The 21,548-nt window shown below is 64.9% G+C and carries 25 protein-coding genes; 16 read left to right on the forward strand and 9 right to left on the reverse strand.

Annotated elements, in window-relative coordinates; translation table 11 throughout:
* Positions 1 to 52: 52 nt before the first annotated feature.
* Positions 53 to 691, reverse strand: coding sequence for an NADPH-dependent FMN reductase (locus ABD002_RS04275; protein ID WP_343787509.1), 639 nt, complete (start codon positions 689 to 691; stop codon positions 53 to 55).
* A 44-nt stretch (positions 692 to 735) separates the two neighbouring features.
* Positions 736 to 1,368, reverse strand: a complete 633-nt coding sequence (locus tag ABD002_RS04280) for a LysE family translocator (protein ID WP_343787512.1) — start codon at positions 1,366 to 1,368, stop codon at positions 736 to 738.
* 140 nt (positions 1,369 to 1,508) lie between these two features.
* Here ABD002_RS04280 and ABD002_RS04285 point away from each other — a divergent pair, with 140 nt between their 5' ends.
* Entirely contained in the window at positions 1,509 to 2,402 is an 894-nt protein-coding gene (locus tag ABD002_RS04285) for a LysR substrate-binding domain-containing protein (protein ID WP_343787514.1), read from the forward strand.
* 66 nt (positions 2,403 to 2,468) lie between these two features.
* Positions 2,469 to 3,809 (forward strand): aminotransferase class V-fold PLP-dependent enzyme, encoded by a 1,341-nt coding sequence (locus ABD002_RS04290; protein WP_343787516.1) that lies wholly within the window; start codon positions 2,469 to 2,471, stop codon positions 3,807 to 3,809.
* A gap of 10 nt (positions 3,810 to 3,819) precedes the next feature.
* Here the strand turns inward: ABD002_RS04290 and ABD002_RS04295 are convergent, their stop codons facing one another.
* Positions 3,820 to 5,205 (reverse strand): MBL fold metallo-hydrolase RNA specificity domain-containing protein, encoded by a 1,386-nt coding sequence (locus tag ABD002_RS04295; protein WP_343787518.1) that lies wholly within the window; start codon positions 5,203 to 5,205, stop codon positions 3,820 to 3,822.
* A 154-nt stretch (positions 5,206 to 5,359) separates the two neighbouring features.
* Between ABD002_RS04295 and trxC the strand changes: the two genes are divergently transcribed.
* From trxC to ABD002_RS04320, 5 genes are all read left to right on the forward strand, one after another.
* Complete coding sequence (trxC, locus tag ABD002_RS04300) at positions 5,360 to 5,809, forward strand: thioredoxin TrxC (protein ID WP_343787520.1); 450 nt, start codon at positions 5,360 to 5,362, stop codon at positions 5,807 to 5,809.
* Positions 5,810 to 5,819: 10 nt separating this feature from the next.
* Positions 5,820 to 5,996, forward strand: coding sequence for an oxidoreductase-like domain-containing protein (locus ABD002_RS04305; RefSeq protein ID WP_343787522.1), 177 nt, complete (start codon positions 5,820 to 5,822; stop codon positions 5,994 to 5,996).
* Between the two features lie 88 nt (positions 5,997 to 6,084).
* A complete protein-coding gene (locus tag ABD002_RS04310; protein ID WP_343787524.1) occupies positions 6,085 to 6,879 on the forward strand; it encodes a dimethylarginine dimethylaminohydrolase family protein in 795 nt (264 codons plus the stop codon).
* Between the two features lie 121 nt (positions 6,880 to 7,000).
* The gene (locus tag ABD002_RS04315; protein ID WP_343787526.1) at positions 7,001 to 8,653 is read left to right on the forward strand and encodes a M28 family metallopeptidase; all 1,653 of its coding nucleotides are present in this window, start codon (positions 7,001 to 7,003) and stop codon (positions 8,651 to 8,653) included.
* A 133-nt stretch (positions 8,654 to 8,786) separates the two neighbouring features.
* The gene (locus ABD002_RS04320) at positions 8,787 to 9,293 is read left to right on the forward strand and encodes a DUF1993 domain-containing protein (RefSeq protein ID WP_343787528.1); all 507 of its coding nucleotides are present in this window, start codon (positions 8,787 to 8,789) and stop codon (positions 9,291 to 9,293) included.
* Positions 9,294 to 9,408: 115 nt separating this feature from the next.
* Here ABD002_RS04320 and ABD002_RS04325 read toward each other — a convergent pair whose 3' ends face one another.
* A complete protein-coding gene (locus tag ABD002_RS04325) occupies positions 9,409 to 10,026 on the reverse strand; it encodes a DedA family protein (protein WP_343787530.1) in 618 nt (205 codons plus the stop codon).
* Between the two features lie 13 nt (positions 10,027 to 10,039).
* The gene (locus tag ABD002_RS04330; protein WP_343787532.1) at positions 10,040 to 10,249 is read right to left on the reverse strand and encodes a hypothetical protein; all 210 of its coding nucleotides are present in this window, start codon (positions 10,247 to 10,249) and stop codon (positions 10,040 to 10,042) included.
* Between the two features lie 288 nt (positions 10,250 to 10,537).
* Here ABD002_RS04330 and ABD002_RS04335 point away from each other — a divergent pair, with 288 nt between their 5' ends.
* The 3 genes from ABD002_RS04335 to dctP all read left to right on the forward strand — a co-directional run bounded on the left by ABD002_RS04335 (position 10,538) and on the right by dctP (position 13,804).
* Positions 10,538 to 11,212 carry a response regulator transcription factor gene (locus ABD002_RS04335; protein ID WP_343787534.1) on the forward strand — a complete coding sequence of 225 codons (675 nt, stop codon included), beginning with the start codon at positions 10,538 to 10,540 and terminating at the stop codon, positions 11,210 to 11,212.
* Positions 11,209 to 12,582 (forward strand): sensor histidine kinase, encoded by a 1,374-nt coding sequence (locus ABD002_RS04340; RefSeq protein ID WP_343787536.1) that lies wholly within the window; start codon positions 11,209 to 11,211, stop codon positions 12,580 to 12,582. The genes ABD002_RS04335 and ABD002_RS04340 overlap by 4 nt, the downstream gene beginning before the upstream one ends.
* A 220-nt stretch (positions 12,583 to 12,802) precedes the next feature.
* A complete protein-coding gene (gene dctP / locus ABD002_RS04345; protein ID WP_343787538.1) occupies positions 12,803 to 13,804 on the forward strand; it encodes a TRAP transporter substrate-binding protein DctP in 1,002 nt (333 codons plus the stop codon).
* A 67-nt stretch (positions 13,805 to 13,871) separates the two neighbouring features.
* On the opposite strand, the gene ABD002_RS04350 is transcribed toward dctP, so the two are convergent.
* The gene (locus ABD002_RS04350; protein ID WP_343787540.1) at positions 13,872 to 14,318 is read right to left on the reverse strand and encodes a YbaY family lipoprotein; all 447 of its coding nucleotides are present in this window, start codon (positions 14,316 to 14,318) and stop codon (positions 13,872 to 13,874) included.
* Between the two features lie 115 nt (positions 14,319 to 14,433).
* Between ABD002_RS04350 and thpR the strand changes: the two genes are divergently transcribed.
* The 4 genes from thpR (at position 14,434) to ABD002_RS04370 (ending at position 17,066) form a co-directional block, all read left to right on the forward strand.
* Complete coding sequence (gene thpR / locus ABD002_RS04355) at positions 14,434 to 15,012, forward strand: RNA 2',3'-cyclic phosphodiesterase (RefSeq protein WP_343787542.1); 579 nt, start codon at positions 14,434 to 14,436, stop codon at positions 15,010 to 15,012.
* 72 nt (positions 15,013 to 15,084) lie between these two features.
* The gene (locus tag ABD002_RS04360) at positions 15,085 to 15,840 is read left to right on the forward strand and encodes a DUF6498-containing protein (protein WP_343787545.1); all 756 of its coding nucleotides are present in this window, start codon (positions 15,085 to 15,087) and stop codon (positions 15,838 to 15,840) included.
* A 103-nt stretch (positions 15,841 to 15,943) separates the two neighbouring features.
* Positions 15,944 to 16,315 (forward strand): SnoaL-like domain-containing protein, encoded by a 372-nt coding sequence (locus ABD002_RS04365; RefSeq protein WP_343787547.1) that lies wholly within the window; start codon positions 15,944 to 15,946, stop codon positions 16,313 to 16,315.
* Positions 16,316 to 16,352: 37 nt separating this feature from the next.
* Complete coding sequence (locus tag ABD002_RS04370) at positions 16,353 to 17,066, forward strand: pseudouridine synthase (protein WP_343787549.1); 714 nt, start codon at positions 16,353 to 16,355, stop codon at positions 17,064 to 17,066.
* Positions 17,067 to 17,088: 22 nt separating this feature from the next.
* On the opposite strand, the gene ABD002_RS04375 is transcribed toward ABD002_RS04370, so the two are convergent.
* A complete protein-coding gene (locus ABD002_RS04375) occupies positions 17,089 to 17,703 on the reverse strand; it encodes a hypothetical protein (protein WP_343787551.1) in 615 nt (204 codons plus the stop codon).
* A 245-nt stretch (positions 17,704 to 17,948) separates the two neighbouring features.
* Between ABD002_RS04375 and ABD002_RS04380 the strand changes: the two genes are divergently transcribed.
* Together ABD002_RS04380 and ABD002_RS04385 are read left to right on the forward strand one after the other, a co-directional pair.
* Positions 17,949 to 19,373 (forward strand): M20/M25/M40 family metallo-hydrolase, encoded by a 1,425-nt coding sequence (locus ABD002_RS04380; RefSeq protein WP_343787554.1) that lies wholly within the window; start codon positions 17,949 to 17,951, stop codon positions 19,371 to 19,373.
* 114 nt (positions 19,374 to 19,487) lie between these two features.
* Positions 19,488 to 19,988: a response regulator gene (locus ABD002_RS04385; protein ID WP_379988918.1), complete on the forward strand. Its 501-nt coding sequence runs from the start codon at positions 19,488 to 19,490 to the stop codon at positions 19,986 to 19,988.
* A 281-nt stretch (positions 19,989 to 20,269) separates the two neighbouring features.
* Here ABD002_RS04385 and ABD002_RS04390 read toward each other — a convergent pair whose 3' ends face one another.
* On the reverse strand, positions 20,270 to 20,761 hold the full coding sequence (locus ABD002_RS04390) for a TlpA family protein disulfide reductase (protein WP_343787556.1): 492 nt from the start codon (positions 20,759 to 20,761) through the stop codon (positions 20,270 to 20,272).
* A 53-nt stretch (positions 20,762 to 20,814) separates the two neighbouring features.
* Positions 20,815 to 21,531, reverse strand: a complete 717-nt coding sequence (locus tag ABD002_RS04395; RefSeq protein ID WP_343787558.1) for a YebC/PmpR family DNA-binding transcriptional regulator — start codon at positions 21,529 to 21,531, stop codon at positions 20,815 to 20,817.
* Positions 21,532 to 21,548 lie beyond the last annotated feature (17 nt).

The raw sequence follows: 21,548 nt of genomic DNA on the forward strand, positions 1-21,548 counted from the left end.
AGCCTCCTAGGGGCCCGATGCGGGGCGAAGCGTGACGTTCACCGCGGCACCGTCACGCGCACCGCGCAACATCCTCATCGGACTGTTCCGGCGCGACGCGCGCGATCCACTCGGTCAGCGAGATCACCACGGACTCCAGCGCCTGCCGGGTCCGTACATCGACGAGCCGTCCTTGCTGATCGAACAGCGACTCCGCCTGGGCGACGTGCAACGCGGGCGCCGGCATGACCAGCGCTTCAGTCGCATTCAATACCTGTCGCAGTGCCGCCTGCGCGAGGCGCGTGCCCCAGCGTCCGCCCGATGCACCGACGATCGCCACCGGTTTGCCTGCGAGCAATTCCATGGGTGTGCCGCGCGAGAGCCAGTCGATCGCGTTCTTGAGCACGCCGGGCAGCGACTGGTTGTATTCGGGCGTTGCGATCAGCAGGCCATGCGCCGACGCAACCGCGTCGCGTAGCCGGCGCACCGGCTCCGGGCCACCACCGGTGGCGGACTCGAGATCTTCGTCGAACATCGGGATCGTGGCCAGCTCGTCGTAAAGCGTGATGCTCGTTCCGGCGGGCGCCAGTTCCGCTGCGGTTTCGAGCAGGCGGCGGTTGTATGAGCCGCGACGCAGGCTTCCGGAGATGGCGAGGATGTGCGTGGTGGTCGGTGCGGTGAACATCTTGGAAAGGTTGGATGGTGGGTTCATGACTCGGGATTTCCTGGATGGGAGATGGATCGAGGCGGTGACGCCTACGCGTCGGCCAACAGCAACAGCGAGGAAGCGAGCAGCAGTACGCCCATCAAGCAGTCGAACCCGCGCCGCACGCGCGGTCGCCGCAGCGACTCGCTCATCAAGACGCCGAGCGATGACCAGACGAACAGGCACGCGGCCGGGATCAGTACGAACAGCAGCGCAAGCCGCCAGGACACGCCCGGGCCGGCGCTGGCCTGCGTTGCCGAAGTCGCCGTGATCACCATGACCCAGCCCTTCGGATTGAGGAACTGGAAACCGAATGCGCCGAGGGCTCCGGCCCGCGGTTGTCCGGTCTCTGGCACGTGCGGTCCGGATTCGGTCGGGGAGATTGTCGGCGCGGTTTGCTTCGCGGCTTTCGGTGCGATCAGTCGACCACCGAGCCAGGCCAGATAGCTGGCGCCGCTGATCGCCAGCACGGTATTCAATGCCGGCCACCGGGTGAACAGCGCGCCGGCGCCCGCCATCACGATGACGAGCAGGGTCAATCCACCGGACACGACGCCGGCGATCGCCGGTACTGCTCCGATCACGCCCGACCGCGCCGCAGCGCGCAAGACAATCAGGTTGTTCGGACCCGGCGTCAGTGCGGCGACCGTGATCAGTCCTGCGATTGCGATCCACGATGTCATGACCGTTCTTCCGGAATGCCCGTGCATCGATGGGCGTGGCTGGCGCTCTGCATGGTGGTCCGCTCGGTGGTCTGTCCGAGCACCATGCTAGCCTCGGTAAATGGATCATTCTCGGCGATTTATGGTCCATAATTGAGACCATGAACGATCTGCCGCTCAATGCCTTGCGCGCCTTTGCGGCGGTCTATGCGCATCGGGGAGTGCGGGCGGCCGCGCGCGAACTCGACATCGCCCATTCCTCGGTCAGCCGGCATCTGGCCGAGCTTGAGGCATGGCTGGGTGTGACCCTGATCGAAACCGGTGCCGGCCGAAGCGGGATCGTGTTCACCGCCCAAGGCGAAGCCTTGGGCAAGGCGACTCTGGCCAGCCTGCGCGATATCGCCAGCGCCACCGCCTCGTTGCGCGAATCGAAATCGATCCACGCGGTCACGCTCTCGGCCACGCCGTCTTTCGCCGCACGCTGGTTGCTGCCGCGGCTTCCTCACTTCGAGGACACGCATCCCGGCATCGAGTTGTCGGTGCAGATCAACCAGAAGCTCGACGATCTCGATACCGGCGGCATCGACGTTGCGATCCGCATCGGGCGTGGCCCGTGGCCGGATTTCCATTGCGAAGTGTTGATGGACGATGAGCTCTATCCGGTCATGGGCCCGGCCCTGTACGAGCGCTCGGGCAAGCCGGATCAGATTGCCGATCTGGGCCGCCTGCGTCTGTTGCACGACCGCGATCCGAATGCCGGTTGGGAACGCTGGCGCGCCGTGCACGGCCCTGAATCGCTCGACGTCCTCGACGGTCCGCGCTTCGCTTCTTCCGATCTCGTGTTGCGTGCCGCGATGCAGGGTCAGGGCGTCGCTTTGGCCAGGCATCGGCTCGCCATCGAGGACGTTGCGGCCGGCACGCTGATCCGTCCGTTCGGCGATGTGAAGCTGGAGCTCGGGCCTGCGTACTGGATCGTGTTGCCGAAACGTGCGCGCGTGCGGCTGGCCACGCATACGGTGATCGACTGGCTGCGGCTCCAGGCCAGCGCGGCGTAGTGCGCTCCCACGCGCGGCGATCGGTATATGCTGCGCTCCGCGATCACCTCACGCGGGAGATTCGCCATGCCGCTGTCGCGTCGCTCGTTTCTCGCCATGCAGGGCGGTGCGCTCGGTGCCGCGCTGCTTCCTTCCGGTCTGCTGGCTGCCGTGCAGGCGAAGACGCCGCCCTTGCCGCCGCTCGATGACTGGGACAAGGTGCGCGCGCAGTTCCGGCTGTCGCCGGACTATCTGCACTTCGCCGGCTTCTATCTCGCCTCGCATCCCGAATCGGTGCGTGCGGCAGTCGACGGCTTTCGCCGCGCTCTGGACGAGAATCCGTTTCTGATTGTCGAGCACGGCATGTTCGAGTCGGATGCGGAGAATCTGCAGCGCAAGGTGCGCGAGGATATCGCCGCCTACCTCGGCGGACACCAGGACGAGATCGCGCTGACCCCGAACACCACGACCGGCCTGGCTCTGGTCTATCACGGACTGCCGTTGAAGGCGGGTGACGAAGTGCTGGTGACCACGCACGATCATGTCGTGCATCACGAGTCGATCCGGCTTTCCACCGAGCGCAATGGTGCGTCGGTACGCAAGATCACATTGTTCGACGAAGCCTCCACTGCATCGATCGACGGCATCGTCGCGCGCGTGCACGCCGCGATCCGGCCGCAGACGCGCGTGCTCGGCATCACGTGGGTGCATTCGAGTACCGGCATGCGCCTGCCGGTTCGCCAGATTGCCGCGGTGCTGAAGGACGTCAATCGCGACCGCGACGAGGCCACGCGCGTGCTGCTGGTCGTGGACGGTGTGCACGGCATCGGCGCGGTGGACGAAACCATCGCCGACCTGGGCTGCGACTTCTTCTGTGCCGGTACCCACAAATGGATATTCGCGCCGCGCGGTACCGGCCTGGTCTGGGCGCGTGCGGACAATTGGGCGCGCCTGCGCCCGCTCATTCCCTCGTTCTCGGATGCGGAGCTGTACGAGGCGTGGAAGCAAAATCGTGCACCGCGCGGACCGAACGTGGCCAACCGCATCACGCCGGGCGGGTTCCAGGCCTACGAGCATCAGTGGGCGATGGGTGCGGCGTTCCGCATGCACCGGCAGATTGGTCGCACGCGTATTGCCGAACGTATCCGCGATCTCAACGACCAATGCAAGCGTGGCCTCGCCGCGATTCCGAAGGTGAAGCTGCACACGCCGCGCGATGCCGGCCTTTCGGCCGGCATCTGCTGCTTCGAGGTCGAGGGCAGCAAGCCCAACGAGATCGTCGGGCGATTGCTGGCGCGCAAGGTCATCGCCAGCTCGAGTCCGTACGCGATCAGCTATGCGCGCCTGTCGGCCGGTCTGATGAATACGCCCGAGCAGGTGGACCAGGCGCTCGCCGCGGTGCGCGAGGCGACGAAAGCAGCGGGGTAGTGCGAGGGCCTCAGACCTCGCGCACCATGCCCGGCTGCGAGAGCGTGACGTTCGTGCCGAACCGCTGCTTCAGCGCCGCGGCGAGTACCTCTCGCGCGGGGTTCTCGCCGTGCACGAGCACGACCGGCGGATGGTTCGGACCGGATCCGTACCACTCCAGCAGGCTCTGCTGGTCCGCATGTGCGGACAGGCCGCCGATCGTGTGGATCTGCGCGCGTACCGGGATGTCGGCGCCGAACAGCTTCACGTGTTTCACGCCATTGACCAGCAAGCGGCCCAGCGTGCCGTCGGCCTGGTAGCCGACGAAGATCACATGTGATTTCGGATCGGCGAGGTTGTTGGCCAAGTGATGGCGCACGCGTCCGCCGTTGGCCATGCCGGATCCGGCGATGATGATCGCGCCGCCGTGCACCGCGTTGATGGCCTTGCTGTCGTCGACGGTGGCGCTGACGTGCAGGTTCGGCAGCTGGAACGGCTTGATGCGGCCCGCCCACACCTTCACCGCGTCGGGGTCGAACAGTTCCTCGTGGCGGTCGTACACGGCCATCACCTTGGCTGCCATCGGGCTGTCGAGGAAGATCTTCCACTGCGCCATGTTCCACAGCGCGAAATTCTCGGTGAACCAGTACAGCAGTTCCTGGCTTCGGCCGACCGCGAATGCGGGAATCACCACGTTGCCGCCGTCCGCGTGCGCTTTGGCGAAGATCTGGCCGAGCTCGGCGACGGTCGCGGCGCGGTCCTTGTGATTGCGGTCGCCGTAGGTGGATTCCATCAGGATCAGGTCGGCCGCTGGCGGCGCTTCGGGGTCGCGCAGGATCGGCGTGCCTTTCATGCCGATGTCGCCGGAGAACACCAGCGTCTTCGGCGCGGGATCGCTCGCGCTGATCTCGATGATGCTCGAACCGAGGATGTGCCCGGCGTCGTGCAGGCGGACCCGTACGCCGGGCAGGATCTCGGTGGCGACGTCGTAGGGCACCGGATGCAGCTGTTTTTGCGCCGCGGCGACATCCGCGGCCGTGTAGATCGGCTGTACCTCGGGCTCGCCGGAGTTGCGGTCGCGATTCGCGTGCTCGGCGTTCTGTTCGGACAGCGAGGCGGCGTCGAGCAGCATGATCGGCAGCAGATCGCAGGTCGCGGCCTGCGCGAAGATCGGCCCCTTGAAGCCGCGCTTGACCAACAGCGGCACGCGGCCGATATGGTCGATGTGCGCGTGGCTGAGCACCAGCGCATCGATCGTTGCCACATCGAACGTGAACGGTTCGAGGTTGCGTGCGTCGGAATCGCGGCCACCCTGGACCATGCCGCAGTCGAGCAGGATGCGCTTGCCCGCAGTCTCGAGAAGATGGCAGGAGCCGGTGACTTCGCCGCCCGCCGCACCGTGGAATTCGATCCGCATATCGTTGCCTCCCGGATGGAGAGCGCGACGTTAACATGCGCGCACGAAGATGGATCAATCGGTGATCGCAGCCGGATCGCCGCAGAGGGCGGGCCGGCTTGCGTTGCCGCGCACATGACCGCACATCGGGGAGTCGAGGCGACGAGGTGACGCGATGAACGACGACAAGCCGATCCTGATCCCGTGCCCGAACTGCGGCGCGATGAACCGCGTGCCACCGGCGCGTCTCGGCCAGGCACCCCAATGCGGTCGCTGTCAGGCGAGCCTGTTCTATCGAAAGCCGATCGCATTGACGGGAGCCGACTTCGACCAGCATGCCGTGCGCAGCGAACTGCCGCTGCTGGTCGACTTCTGGGCACCGTGGTGCGGACCGTGCCTGAGCATGGCGCCTGCGTTCGAGGCGGCAGCGAAGGCGCTGGAACCGCAGATGCGGCTCGCCAAGGTCGATACCGAGGCGGAACCCGCGCTCGGTGCGCGTTTTGGCATCCGCAGTATTCCGACCCTGGTGCTGCTGCACTCCGGTCGCGAGATCGCGCGGCAATCCGGCGCGATGGGCGCCGAGCAGATCGTGCATTGGGCGCGTTTGCAACTCGCGCGACCGTAGGCCGGCGCCCATGTCCTCCTTTCCCGATGATCCGCCGGTGCGCCCGATCGAACCCGATCCCGCCGATTGCTGCGGCGAGGGTTGTGCGAACTGCGTGTTCGACGTCTACGAGACCGCGCTCGCGCGCTATGAGGCTGCATTCGCTGCGTGGCGCGCGAGGCAGCGCAAGCCCGATGAGAGTGCGTAGTCCCGTCGCAGGTGCGCCATGACTTTCTGCCGATGGCGCGTGATCGCCTGGGCGTAGAATGATTGCTTTGTGCAAGAGCACTGATCCCATGCAGATTGCCGTCACGCGCGAGGTGAGTCCCGGCCTCGGTGCTTGCGAGCTCTCTTATGTGCCGCGCAGCGCGATCGATCTGCGTCTGGCCAACGAGCAGCACCATGCTTATCGGCAGGCGCTGGAATCGCTCGGTTGCCGCGTGCTCTCGCTGCCTGCGGAACCCGAACTGCCGGATTCGGTGTTCGTCGAGGATGTAGCGCTGGTGCTCGACGAGGTCGCGATCCTGACCCGGCCGGGTGCGCTGTCGCGTCGCGCGGAAGTCGCATCGGTGGCGAAGGTGCTGGCAGGCTATCGTCCGTTGCGTGCGATCGAGGCGCCGGGCACGCTGGATGGCGGCGACGTGCTGCGCATCGGCCGCACGCTGCATGTCGGGCAGTCGGCGCGCAGCAGCGCGGCCGGCTTCGGACAATTGCGCGACCTGCTCAGCGATGAAGCATTGTCAGGGCGTGGCTACGCCGTGCGTGCGGTGCCGATCCGCGGTTGCCTGCATCTGAAATCGGCGGTCACGCAGGTGACGGACGAAACCCTGCTGGTCAATCCGGCCTGGGTCGATCCGGCTGCATTCGCGGGTTTCCGCATCATCGAGGTCGACGTGGACGAACCGCATGCGGCCAACGCGCTGCGCATCGGTGCGGGCCTGATCTATCCGGCGTGTTTCCCGCGTACTCTGCAGAAACTCGCAGACGCGGGCATCGTCGTCACGACAGTCGACGTGTCCGAGTTGCAGAAGGCCGAAGGCGCCGTGACCTGCTGCAGCCTGGTGTTCGCGGACGCGGTCACGCATGGATGACAATCAGTTCATGTTTCGACGAGTCGCGCGCGACAGCGGGTTCTTTGCACTACATTCCCCCGCTGGACCTTGCCGCACCCGCTCTCTACGATCAGACAGATTTCCAACGAGGTATCCGATCTTGAAACGACTGCTTGCATCCTGCATCGCGCTTGCGATTTCCTCGGCTGCGTTCGCCACCGACGCACCCAACATTGATCCGAAACGCCTCTCCGACGAGGTCAAGACGCTGTCCTCGGACGCGTTCGAAGGCCGCGGGCCGGCGACGCCGGGCGAGACGAAGACCGTCGCGTATGTGATCGAACAGATGAAGGAGGCCGGCTTGCAGCCGGGCGGCGATCTCAAGAACGGCAAGCGCGGCTGGACGCAGGCGGTGCCGCTCGCGCGTGCCGAGATCAAGGGTACGCCGAAGCTGAGCGTCGCCGTCGGCGGCAAGGCGCAGGCGCTGACCCAGGGCGAGGAGATCGCGGTGCGTGCCGCGATGGACGGCTCGAAGACGGTCGCGATCAAAGACGCGCCGCTGGTGTTCGTCGGCTACGGCGTGACCGCGCCGGAGCGCAAATGGGACGACTTCAAGGGCATCGACCTGCACGGCAAGGTCGCGGTCGTGCTGATCAACGACCCGGACTTCGAGACCGGCGTGGGCGACTTCGGCGGCAAGGCGATGACCTACTACGGCCGCTGGACCTACAAGTACGAGGAAGCCGCGCGGAAAGGCGCGCTCGGCCTGCTGATCGTGCACGAAACCGATCCGGCCTCGTACGGCTGGAAGACGGTCAAGAACTCGAACACGAACACGATGTTCGACATCGTGCGTGACCGCCCGGCCTCGGTGCATCCGAAGCTCGAGGGCTGGATCCAGCGCGATCTCGCGGTGGATCTGTTCAAGCGCTCCGGCCTCGATTTCGACGCGCTGAAGAAGCAGGCGCAGACGCGCGAGTTCAAGCCGGTCGTGCTCAAGGACGTGACGTTCTCGGCCGATTACGCGGTCGATACCAAGCTGATCACTTCGCAGAACGTCGTCGGCCGCATCGACGGCAGCAAGCGCCCTGACGAGACCGTGATCTACAGCGCGCACTGGGACCACCTCGGCGTCGGCGAGCCGGACGCGAAGGGCGACAGGATCTACAACGGCGCGGTCGACAACGCGACCGGCACCGCGGCGCTGATCGAGCTCGGACGCGCGTTCGCGCAGGCGCCGAAGCCGGAGCGCTCGATCGTGTTCCTCAACGTGACTGCCGAGGAGAAAGGCCTGCTCGGTTCCGAGTACTACGCGGCGAAGCCGCTCTATCCGCTGGCGAAGACCGTCGCGGTGATCAACATGGATGCGCTCGACCCGAACGGACCGGCGCGCAACTTCTCGACGTCGGGCAGTGCGCAATCGGATTTGCTCGACCTGCTGATCGCCGACGCGAAGGCGGCCGGCCTCGCCTATGAAACGGATCCACATCCGGAGGCCGGCCATTTCTTCCGATCCGATCACTTCTCGTTCGCCAAGCGCGGCGTGCCGGCTCTTTCGTTCGAATCGGGCAACGATCTGCTGAATGGTGGTGTTGCCGCGGGTGAGGCGGCGCGCAAGGACTACGTCGCGAACCGCTACCACCAGCCCGCCGACGAATGGCAGGCCGACTGGACCTTTGCCGGCATGGCGCACGACCTGCCGATGCTCTACAAGGTCGGCGGCGATCTCGCGAATTCGAACCGCTGGCCGAACTGGGCGAAGGATTCCGAGTTCCGCGCGACACGTGACGCGAGCGCGAGCGAGCGGCGCTGACGCAGGCGATCGCGGCGGAGTCCGTCGCAACCGTCTGCCGACTGCAACGAGGTGAAGGGTCTGTGGCCGCGCCTGCGCGATCGAGCGCGCGCGGCCACGTCATGATCGACTGCTTTCCATCTGGAGATATCCCATGACCCATCCGCTCTACAACGCTTCCGTTCCGGTCTTCAAGCAGATGCTCGGCGGGCTCGATGCCATCCTGGCCAAGGCCGAAGCGCACGCGACGGAGAAGAAGATCGAGCCGGATGCGCTGCTGCAGGCGCGGCTGTTTCCCGACATGTTCACGTTCGTGCGCCAGGTGCAGATTGCGTGCGACTTCGCCAAGAGCGTGCCGGCGCGGCTCGCCGGCATCGATGTGCCGAGTTACGAGGACACCGAGCGTACGTTCGCGGAACTCCATGCGCGCATCGCGAAGACGCTTGCGTTCGTCGACGGCATCGATGCCGCGAAATTCACCGGCAGCGACCAGCGCGAGATCGTGCTGCGTCCCGGCACGCCGAAGGAGAAGCGCTTCGACGGCCAGGCCTATCTGCTGGGCTACGGCCTCCCGCACTTCTTCTTCCACGTCACGACCGCGTATGCGTTGTTGCGCCACAACGGTGTCGAGATCGGCAAGAACGACTACATGGGCGCTTAGTGAGAGACGCGCGGGCCACTTGGCTCGCGTTGCCCCGTCGCTGAAGCCGCTGCGCGCGGTGCGCAGTCGCAGGGTCCGTTCAAGCGGCAATCAACAGATCGAGTCGCGTCTTCCGTCATGCGCTAGCGCGCGCGGGAGGCGTGATGCCGGACTTGGCCGCCGAACGCAGGGCCCAGACAATCACGAATTCCGCAGCGATGAGCATCGCCGCCGCCCACGCGCCCACGCTGACGGGATCGTGGCCGCTGCCACGCAGCGCATAACCGAGACTCAGGAACGGCGCATTCCAGGCCAGCGTGCCGAGCATCGTCGCCGCGAGGAACGCTCGGGGTTCGAGCCCGAGTACGCCGGCAGGCATGCCGATGTAGATCCTCGCACACGGGATGGTCTGGCCGATCAGGGTTACCCGGAACGGGGCACGCCGGTACGCGCCGGTCATTCGCCGATAGAGCGATTCGTTGAGGAAAACATACCGCCCAAAGCGGATGACCAGCGCGTCGATACGTTGCTGGCCCAGCGCCCGGCCAAGACCGTACCAACCCAATGCACCGACCGTGGATCCGATCGTGGTAACCATGATCGTCAGAGCGAGCGTTCCACGATCGGAAGTGGTCATTCCGAGGAACAGCAGCAGGACATAGGACGGAACGACGGGAATGAACTTCCCGACGACGGCAATGCAGCCGACGCCGAGAAGACCGAAGCTGAGCAGCGCCGCGATGGCGTCAGGCATTTCCGCGGCCATGTCAGGCCTGCCCGAGCATGGAGGGCAGGCGCCGCGAGATGCGGTAGACCGAAGCCGGCGGAATATTGCGAAGCGTGCCGCCGCTGCGCGTCGCCCTGAGGCCGACACGCAGCGGACTGCCGATCCAGGCGCGAAAGAACGAGATCGTATCGGCGGCCGGAATGGCGATTTCCCGGACATGTGCGCTGGAATGACGGTATTTCGGCAGCATGGCGTGCCATCCAGAATGAACGTCCGTTACCTGTGGGGTACGCACATCCCGCCGGAGAAACGGATCGATATCATCCGGCGGTCTGACCGAACGCTGAGTCCGGCAGATGCGTTATGCGTTGCCCCGGTTGAACGAACATGTCATGCGTATGCACGAGCAAGCCTGTCGTGGAGACGGGCTGTGTGCGCGGACGTACTTCGCTGCATGGCCAGCGAAGCGCTTCCGTGCAAGGTTGCGGCAATGCACAGGCGATAAGTAGGGTTGGCTACGACGGAAGCGGATCGGACTATGCGTGTCCTGCTGGTGGAAGACGAACCGGGAATGGTCGCTGCGCTAAGTGTTGCGCTGGCGCGCCATGACATGGTCGTCGACCATGCCGGGAACCTGGCGCAGGCCAGCGCGATGGCCGCCGACGGGGTGCACGACGCGATCGTGCTCGATCGCCAGCTGCCGGATGGCGATGGGCTGTCGTTGATTCCGAAGCTGCGTGCCCGCGGCAATGCCGTGCCGGTGCTCGTGCTCACCGCGCGCGGCGACCTCGTCGACCGGGTCGCAGGCCTCGACCATGGCGCGGACGACTATCTCGGCAAGCCGTTTGCCTTTGAGGAATTGCTGGCGCGGTTGCGCGCGTTGATGCGCCGGCCCGCACAGGTGCAGTCCGACATCGTCCGGGTCGGACGTCTCGCGTTCGATTTCAATCATCGCGAAGTGAGTGTTGCCGGACACCCGCTGGACCTGCGGCGTCGCGAGTTGCTCGTGGTGGAGGCGCTGGTGAAGCGCATGGGACGCATGGTGCTGCGCTCGGTGTTGATGGAAGCCGTATTCGGCATCGATGACGAGATCCAGTCCAACGCGCTCGATACGCATATATCGCGGGTGCGTCGAAAGTTTGCCGATACGGATGCCGGCGTCACCGTCCACGGCATTCGCGGTGTCGGTTATCTGCTACGCGAAACGCCATGAAGGGACAGCGCTCGCGTTCCCTGAAATGGCGTCTGGTCGGGCGTCTGGTCGTCTTCGAAACGACGTTGATGACCCTGTTCATGGTGCTGGTAGTGGGTGCGTTGTGGGGAACTGGCTATCTCGTCGACGACTACGAAGGCGGCACGCTCGACGTGCTCAAGGAAGCCGTCGCGCGCGATGCCAGCGGCGAGCTGGAATTGCGGCCGACACGGGAGCTCGCGCAACTGCGCGCGAATGCGTCCGATCTGTGGTTCGTCATCCGCGACAAGCAAGGTCATCGCTTGTCGGAGCGCTCCGTGCCGAAGGAGTTCGCGCCGCTGCTCGGCGTGCTCGATCGCATCAGTCAGGCGAGACTCGACGTGAATGCAGGGCGGCATGATCGACGGCCGGATGCCTTGGTCAAATGGGAGAACTCGGCTGCGGGTGAGGTGCAGATTTTTGGCGGAACGCAGGGACAGATGTCACTGGGCAGACTGATCACCGGTGTGTCCATGGGTTACCTGTTTGTGATTCTTCCGCTGCTATTCCTCATGGCACTCGCTGCGCTGGTGGTCACGCCACTCGTGGTTCGGCGCGCCATGACCGGGCTGGGCGAGGCTGCCGCGCAGGCTGAACGCATTGATGTCGATCAGCGCGGCGTGCGCCTTCCGATCGAAGACGTTCCGGTCGAAGTCGCTCCGCTGGTCAAGGCAGTGAACGATGCGCTGGGACGTCTCGACGAGGGCTACGAGAGACACCGGCGCTTTCTTGTCGACGCCGCGCACGAGTTGCGCACGCCGATCGCGATCCTGACTACGCGACTGGTGTCGCTTCCGCCGGGACCGGACAAGACGCGTCTGCTCGAAGATGCCGCGCGTCTTTCCACGTTGGCGGGGCAGTTGCTCGACCGGCAACGGCTCGATCAGCAGCGGCATCATTTCCTGGGCATCGACCTCGTCGCGATCGCGCGCCGGGTGGTGGCCGATCTCGCACCGCTGGCCTTCGCCGCCGGCTACGAAATGGCCTTTGATGCCGAATGCGGGCATCTCGAGGTGCTGGGAGACCAGACCTCGATCGAGCGGGCATTGACCAACCTCGTGCAGAACGCCATCGATCACGGTGGACGATGCGGGACGATCGCCGTACGCGTCGCGCGCGCAGGCTGCATCGAGGTCAGTGACGAAGGGGCTGGCATTCCGGTCGAGCAGCGCGAACGGATCTTCGAACCATTCCGCCGCCTCCGTGCGGACGGTCGCGGCGCCGGCCTCGGCCTCAATCTCGTGCAGGAGATCATGCGTCTGCACGGGGGGCATGTCGCCGCGGTCGACGCGGCGTCGAGAGGGGCCTGCCTGAGAATGGTTTTTCCACCGCTTCGAAACGCCATCGCCTGACCGCTTGCATGCCGCGGCGGCGGCCTCGTCGCGGGCAATGCTGATGCAATGTCCATAAGCACCATAGCAGCCTGCTGTCCTGATCGGATGAGGCCATGGTTCGCGGCCGAATCGCACGTAGCGGGACTGACCCTCGTGAACACGATCGCGCGGCAGTGTGCGCAACGCCTGCTCGCGTCCGGCCAAGACTCTCTGACACTGATCCCATTTGGAGAAGACCATGCGATTGACTGGAATCCTGTGCGCGCTGGCCATGCTGGCGGCGATGCCGGCGAGCGCCGCCACCACGATCAAGATCGCCACCGTTGCGCCCGACGGCACGGCCTGGATGCGTGAACTGCGCGCGGCGGCGGAGGGTGTCAAAAAGCGCACCGACGGCCGTGTCGAGATCAAATATTGCCCGGGCGGCGTGATGGGTGATGACGCCACGGTGCTGCGCAAGATCAAGATCGGCCAGTTGCAGGGCGGTGCATTCACCGGAGGCTCGTTCTCGCTGTTCGCCAAGGATGCGCAGATCTACAGCCTGCCGTTCATGTTCCGCAGTCAGGAGGAGATCGACCAAGTACGTGCCAAACTCGATCCGCTGCTCAAGCAGAGCATCGCCCAGGCCGGCTGGGAATCCCTGGGCATCAGCGGCAGTGGCTTCGCTTACCTGATGAGCACACACGCGATCAGGAGCCGCGACGATCTCCGGGCCGCGAAAGTGTGGGTGCCACTGGGCGATCCGGTGGACGAGCTCGCGTTCAAGGCGGCTGGTGTCACTCCCATTCCGCTCGCGCTCGCCGACGTCTACACGAGCCTGCAGACCGGATTGATCGATACCGCCGCGAACACGCCGTCGGGCGCGATCGCATTCCAGTGGCACACCAAGATCAAGCATTTCGTGGACGTGCCGCTAACCTATGTCGTCGGCATTGTGGTCGTCGAAAAGAAGATCTATGACGGCATCGATGCGGAGGATCGCAGGGCGCTGTCGGAAGAACTCACCGCGGCATCGGCGCGGCTCGACAAACTCAGCCGCGACGACAACGCCGGTGCGCGCGAGGCGCTCGAGCGACAAGGCATCACGGTCTTCACGCCTGGCGCGGACGATCGCAAAGCCTGGGAAGCGGTCGGCACGGAAGCCTACAGACAGGTCGTCGCCAACAACCTGTTGACGCCCCCGTTGCGCAAAGCGCTTGAAGCTGCGCTCGCTGAGGTCCGCGGCAAAGCGGCGAGGTGATGCCCGTCGACTACGCGGCCGCGCGGCGACGCCGCGATGTGCGGTCACTCGCGCGCGTCGACGCCAATCAGTCCTGATCCGTGGTCGCGCGCACCATGCGGAACTCGACGATGGCGTTGCTGCCGGGCGTCACCGGAACGCTCTTCGGGGTGACAAATTCAAGATGCCCCTGCGCATCGCGCAGCGTCGCGCGCAGGCTGTAATGCGCGCCCTGCTTGATGTCCGCGGGGGCGTAGGGCAACGCAAAGTCATAGGGCGGTCCGTGGAGGTCGCCGAAACTGCTGTGCGCGACGGGTGAAGGCGCATGGGTGGAATCGTCGGCTATCAACTGCACCTCGAGCGTTGCACCCGGAGGCAGCAACATCCGCTCCAGATACGAGGCGCGCCCGTGGAGCAGGGTTGTCGGCGTGACGGCGCCTTTCGATGCGGTACTGCCTGCGACGGAGTTGCGCGGTGACGTCGATTGGCATGCCGTCATCAACATGGCAAGCAGGAGTATGGTTGCGTGACGCATGGTAGACCCTTCGCAGCGGATCATGGGAGCTGCGTTTTACACTGTGCAGCGGCGCCTTGCATCCACCTCCGTGAGGCGGTGACGGCATCCCGGCAGAACTCATACCTGGTTACCCATGCAGCAGAGCAATCTTCCCGGTTTCGATCCCCCCGCGCGGGAAGTCCACAACCTGTTCTTCGCGCTCTGGCCCGATGAGTCGACCCGGCAGCGGATTGCGCACGCTGCGGCAGGGCTGCAGCGCGAACAGAATCCGTACGGCCGCTGGATCAAGCCCGCTCGCTATCACCTGACCCTGCAATTCCTGGGTGAGCATGCTTCATTGCAGCCGAAGCTCATCGATCGAGCCAGTGCCGCGGCGGCCCAGGTGCGTGCCGCGCCGTTCGACCTCGTGCTCGACAGCATCGGCAGCTTCGTGAACGCGAGGATTCCATGCTGGCTCGGCTGCAGCGAAGTGCCCACAGGATTGCAGATCTTGTTCGACGCGTTGTCGGAAACCCTGCGCAGCAACGGATGTCGCATCACCCGCGCCACGCGCCTGGTGCCGCACGTGACGATCCTGCGCGATGCGGATCGGCAGGTGCATGCGCACCTCGAGTCCGCCGTGCGCTGGCGCGTCGACGAATTCGTGCTGATCGACAGCCAGATCCAGCCGTTCATGCCGCATCGGATACTCGGACGCTGGCCGTTGCTCTGAGCAGCTTTCGATTGCCCGCCGATCCGTGTCGGCATGGTCGGGGCCGCCTTGTCGTGCCAAGCGATCGGAGGCATGCTGCGCATTCGCGGGACATGTCGTGAACGCCGGTCGCATCGGAGCAGGGGGCGGGCCATGGTCTTGTCGACACTCACGCAGGCGGTCGCCGGACCACGAGCAGGGCTGGGCGCGCCGCGGCGTCTCGTCCATCTCGTGCTGGTGGTGCTGGTCGATGCGGTGCCGTTGGTCGGGATCGTCTATTTCGACTGGTCGGTCGCGCGTTGCCTGATCGCTTTCTGGGGCGAATCGATGGTGCAGGGTGTGCTCGTGCTGGCACGCATCCTCATCCACCGGGCAATGACGCATGACAGCGGATATTCGACCGGCGTCGCCAGCCTGGGAGTCGTCGTGAATGGTCACCGGGTGACGAAAGGGTCGTACCCGATGCTGTTTGCCGGCACGACGTTCGGTTTCTCGATCGTGCACGGAATCTTCCTCTTCGTGCTGCTGCTGGTTCTGGGCGACGGCATCGGCCAAAACACCGACTGGACTGCCGGCGCGAGCGATTTTTCGCTGCTCAAGGGCCTCGGGCTGATGGCGTGTTTCCAGATGCTGGACTTCCTGCACGATCTCGTCGGTCTCCGGCATTGGCCATTCGCATGGATCAAGGCCATTGTCGATCGCCTGCAGACGCGGATCGTAATCCTCCACATCGGCATCATCGCGGGGTTTTTCGTCATCGCATTCCTGCATGTCCAGTCGCTGACGCCGATCCTCGTGGCGGTCGTGGTGATCAAGACGCTGGTCGACCTGGCTGCGGAAAGCGGATGACAAAAAGCAGAATGTGGTGATGCCGCTTCGACGATGGCGGAGGGTGACACGCGACTGTCGTCGGCGCGGTCCAGGCTGATAGGTCCAGGCAGAGGAGACCACCATGAACACCGAGCAGATCGCGCAGAGACTCGTCACGCTGTGCCGTGAAGGGAAGTTCGAGCAGGCGCATGACGAACTGTATGCGGACAACGCCGTCAGCATCGAACCGGATGGGCTGCCGCCCGGCGCGCTCGGCAGCGTCCAGGGACTGGCTGCGATCCGCGACAAGGGCCGCCAGTTCCAGGAGCGCACCGAGGCGGTCCACAGCATGGCGGTCAGCGAGCCATTGATCTCCGGCAACTGGTTCTGCGTGACGATGACGATGGACATCACGATGAAGCAGTACGGCCGCATGACGATGGGCGAGATCTGCGTCTACCACGTGCATGAAGGCAGGATCGACCGGGAGCAGTTCTTCTACGACGTGGGTTGATCGCGATTCCCGAGGCCGGCGCACGTAGAATGTGCGCATGCGCCTCAACAAACACATCGCCGAGTCCGGCTACTGCTCACGCCGCGAAGCCGATCGGCTGATCGCGGAAAAAAGGGTCACCCTCAACGGAAAGCCGGCGGGCATCGGCACCCAGGTCGAGGAGGGCGACGACATCCGCGTCGACGGCCAGCCCTTGCTCGCGCGGCGCGCGGCGGGCAAAACGCGCCAGCACGTCTATATCGCGCTGAACAAGCCGGTCGGCATCACCTGCACGACCGAGCGCGAGGTCGGCGGCAACATCGTCGACTTCGTGGACCATCAGCAGCGGGTCTTCCCGGTCGGGCGTCTCGACAAGGACTCGGAGGGGCTGATCCTGCTGACCAGCAACGGCGACATCGTCAACGAGATCCTGCGTTCGGAGAACCGCCACGAGAAGGAATACCTCGTCGCGGTGAACAAGCCGGTCACGCCGGAGTTCCTCGCCGGCATGTCGCGCGGCGTGCGCATCCATCACCAGCTGACCAAGCCGTGCAAGGCGACGCGGCTTGCGAAGTTCGGCTTCCGCATCGTGCTGACCCAGGGCCTGAACCGGCAGATCCGCCTGATGGCGGCCGCGTTCGGCTACCGCGTCACGCAACTGCGGCGCGTGCGCATCGTCAACATCAAGCTGGGTGCGCTGAAGGTCGGGCAGTGGCGCAACCTGACCGATGCCGAGCTGCGCGGCTTGCTGCCGGAGCGCACGGCCTGGTGAGCCGTGCGCCCAGGCCCTGCGATCAATCGACGTTGAAGCTCTGCAGGCTGACCGGCGTGGTGCCTGGTGAGAAGAACACGCCGTCCGCCCAGATCGCGACGGGGTAATTACCGTTGGGCTGCTGCGCTCCCAGCGGCTGGCGCAGCGGTTGGACGGAGGTGATCGCGCACGACACGCTCTGCGTTGATGCCGGCAGTACGAACGGCGTGGTCGTGCGGAATGCGATCCAGTTGTTCGCATCGGTAGCGCCCTGTGCAGCATTTGCGCTGCCGAGCGATGCGCCGCTGCAATCGGTGGAGGCATGGGCCGAGCACGTCATGCCGTACGTGCTGCTGGTGTTCGCCTTGATCTTGATACCGAACGAATAGTCGCTGCCGCCGGCGAGCGAACCGATGCACTGCTTGACCGACAGGTTGCCGTTCATGCCGTTCGCCGTCGACATCGCGAGCGCGCCGGAACTTGCCGACCCTTCGGCGTCTTGTGCCGCATCGCGCCAGAAGCTGGTCATGGTCGTGTCGGCCGTCCAGCCGGTGACGCCCTGATCGAAGCTGCCGTTGACAATCATGTTGCTGGGCGTGGCCGAGCAGACGCCGCAGGCAAGCAGCGCCGACAACGCAGTCATGCGTATGAAGTTCATCCCAATCCCCTGTTTGATAAAAAAACGCAGCGTTCCGAGCGCTGCGTCGGCGTCGATTTTGCCAGATTCGGTGGGAGGTCCAATAGTGGAGATGCGGCGATTGTGCAATGTGTAATCTGCGGTACCCACGATGATCGGGGTAGTTGCACAAGGCTGGATGGCTCGCGCCGGTGGCCGCTGCACTGCCTCTTGATGTCGGCACGTCGACGATTCATTCTGGACGCTTCGTCACTGGAGGGCATGGCATGAAGCACGCGGGTGTTGGAACGTGGGTCTTCTCGATGCTGCTCGCTTCGCTCGCTCCGGCAGCGCAGTCACAATCGCCCGCGCCGGATGAAGCGACGTTCCGTGCGCTCTACAAGCAGCTTGTCGAGATCAACACGACACTGTCCGTCGGCAGCTGCACGGAGGCCGCCAAGGCCATGCAGGCGCGCCTGATTGCCGGCGGCATTCCGGCAGCGGACACGCAGATCCTCGTGCCGCCGGGCCGGCCCAAGGACGGCAACCTGATCGCGACCTACAAGGGCAGCGACCGCAAGGCCGAACCGATCCTGCTGCTCGCGCACATCGACGTCGTCGAAGCGAAGCGCGCGGACTGGATCCGTGATCCGTTCAAGCTGGTCGAGGAGGGCGGCTGGTTCTACGCGCGCGGCGCCAGTGACGACAAGGCGATGGCCGCTGTATTCACCGACAGCCTGATCCGCTACCACAAGGAAGGCTTCAAGCCGCGTCGCGATATCCGCCTCGCGCTGACCTGCGGCGAGGAAACCTCGGACACCTTCGATGGCGTGTCGTGGCTGCTCAAGGAGCATCCCGCGTTGCTCAAGGCCGCCTTCGCGCTCAACGAAGGCGCGGGCGGTGAGCTCGACCAGCACGGCAAGCCGGTTGCGCTGCAGATCCAGGCTGGCGAAAAGGTCTATCAGGATTTCAGGCTGGAAACGACCGACGTCGGCGGCCACAGCTCGCGCCCGACGAAGAAGAACCCGATCTACGAGCTCAGCACCGGGCTCGCGAAGATCGGCGCCTACCAGTTTCCGATCAGCCTCAACGAGGCGACGCGCGCGTACTTCAAGGCGCAGATCGAGCTGGCGCCACCGGCCGTCGCCGAGGACATCAAGGCCGTGTTGCGCGATCCGCCCGATGCGGCCGCCGCGGACCGGCTGTGGGCGATCAATCCCGGCTGGAACAGCATGCTGCGCACGACCTGTGTCGCCACGATGGTCGATGCCGGCCACGCGCCCAACGCACTGCCGCAGCATGCGGGCGCGAACGTGAACTGCCGCATCCTGCCGGGTGTGCCGCTCGATGCGGTCAGGAACACGCTGGCGCATGTGATGGGCGATGACAAGGTCACGATCAAGGCGGTGGGCGAACCCAGCCCGGTCGGGAACGTGCCACAGCTCACGCCGGCGATCATGGATCCGGTGCGCAAGGTCGCCGAGGGCATCTGGCCCGGGATCGCGATCGTGCCGACCATGTCCACCGGTGCAACGGACGGAAGATTCCTCAACGCGGCGGGCACGCCGACCTACGGCCTTTCCGGGATGTTCCACGACGCCGAGGGCAGCCACGCGCACGGCCTCAACGAGCGTATCCGGGTGAAGTCGCTGATGGACGGGCGGAGGTTTCTCTACGAGATCGTGAAGGTGTACGCGAACGGGGAGGGCTGAGCCCGTCGTTGACCATGCGTCGGCCGGGGAGGGCTCCCCGGCTGCCCGGACTTGCCCCGCCCGCCCGCAGGGTCGACACTATGGCCTGCCGAGGGGGCACAGGGACGCACGGTCGTGAACACGCTCGACATGTTGAGGGGTATTTTCCGGGCCGCGCGTCTGGAGCGCGACCGGCGTGAGAGACCACGCACGAATGCACGCAAGGGAACCCGCGTGCTGGTTGTTGACGACTCGCCGACCATTGTCGCGATGCTGCGCAAGCTGCTGCAGCAGAACGGTTTCATTACGTTCGAGGCCGGCGACGCGGAGCAGGGCGTGGTGCTCGCCCGCACGGAACGGCCCGACCTGATCTTCCTCGATATCGTGCTGCCCGGCATGAACGGGTTTGCCGCATTGCGCATGCTGCGCCACGACCCGCGCACCGCCGACATTCCGATCATCATGATCAGCGGCAACGCGCAGGCGACCGAGCAGTTCTACGCGCAACGCATCGGCGCCGACGACTTCATGAAGAAGCCGTTCACGCGCGAGGATGTGTTCGCACGCATCGAGCGTCTGCTCGACGCTGACCTTGCCCCACGGCGGCACGCGGCCGCGCTACACGCGGCCAGCTAGGACAGCAGGCGTTCAAGACCGGCGAAAGCGCTGATGGAGAAGCGGGCGCGCATTCCCGATTCGGGCTTGCACGGCCGCGCCTGAGCATCGCGCGCGTGGAAGCCGCAAGTCGAACGATAGCCCGCAGAGGAAACCGGAACACTTCCGGTCAGCTTCCTCCGCCGTTGCTCTCGCGTGTCTGCGGTTTGCGGGGTTCGGGGAGCGACGGAACAATGAACCGACTCAAGGTGCCGTACCGACCATCCAAGTGTGATGACCTCAACACACACAAGATAACCCGTTTAGGGCTTGATCTGCTCCGTCACGATTTTATCGAGCTTCGATAAACTGATGCCACCGAGCATCCGTTTGACCACCTTTCCTGCAGGGTCAACGAGATAGGTTATCGGCCGCATTTGCATGCCATATGCCGACGACTTGAATTCTCTTGGCGTCAATTTCTCACTGAGCTGAGCAACCGGGTAGCCCACTGGATGGGCGATAACAAATGCTCTCAGTGCCTCGGCGCTGATATCTTCATCAGTTAATCCAATGGCTACCACGTCTTTGTGTGTCGCAACGAACTTTGACAGGTTTGGCATCTCTTCAAGGCAAGCGCTGCACCAAGTCGCCCACCAGTTGACGATGACCCATTTACCGCGCTGCGCCTGCAGGTCGAAGCTGCCATTCTCGACCGTTGTAACCACAATCGTGGCTGGCTGCGCAGCAAGAGTGCTGGCATCAGACAAAAGAGCCATCAGAAGTAACAGCAAAATTCCGATAATTCGCGGCATGCTCGATCTTACGAATTGTTATGGATGCTGCCGGAAAGGCTCGACGGGTCGATCTAATCCGCCAATGCTGCGTTGTGATAGACCTCCTGCACGTCATCCAGCTCTTCCAGCCAGTCGAGCAGGTCGCGCAGAGTCTCTTCGGTTTCGCTGGTGACCGCGACGCGGTTCTCCGGCCGCATCACGACATCGGCGCGCAGCGGTTCGAGGCCGGCTGCAGTCAGCGCCTTCTTGACCGCTTCGAAGTTCTCGGGCGCGCACAGCACAACGCTCTGGCCGGCTTCGGACTGCACATCGTCGGCGCCGGCATCGAGCGCGACTTCGAGCAGCCTGTCCTCGGCGCCCGCTGCGCTGGTGTCGAACGCGAGTTCGCCGAGGCGCTTGAACTGGAACGCGACCGAGCCGCTGGTGCCGAGATTGCCGCCGTGCTTGGACAGCGCATGGCGCACGTCCGATACGGTGCGCACCGGGTTGTCGGTCATCGTGTCGATGATCAGTGCAACGCCGGACGGGCCATAGCCCTCGTAGCGCAGTTCCTGCATGTCATCAGCGCCCTCGGCGCCGGAACCGCGCCGGATCGCGCGCTCGATGGTGTCCTTGGACATGTTCGCCGACAGCGCCTTGTCCACGCCCATGCGCAGACGCGCGTTGGTCGCCGGGTCACCGCCGTTGCGCGCGGCGATGGTGATCTCGCGGATCAGCTTGGTGAAGATCTTGCCGCGGCGCGCGTCCTCGGCGTTCTTGCGGTTCTCGATGCTCGGGCCTCTGCCCATGGGGAATTCCTGCGGTT

Origin of the sequence: Dokdonella soli, from assembly GCF_039523175.1 — a bacterium.
Lineage (GTDB): Bacteria > Pseudomonadota > Gammaproteobacteria > Xanthomonadales > Rhodanobacteraceae > Dokdonella_A > Dokdonella_A soli.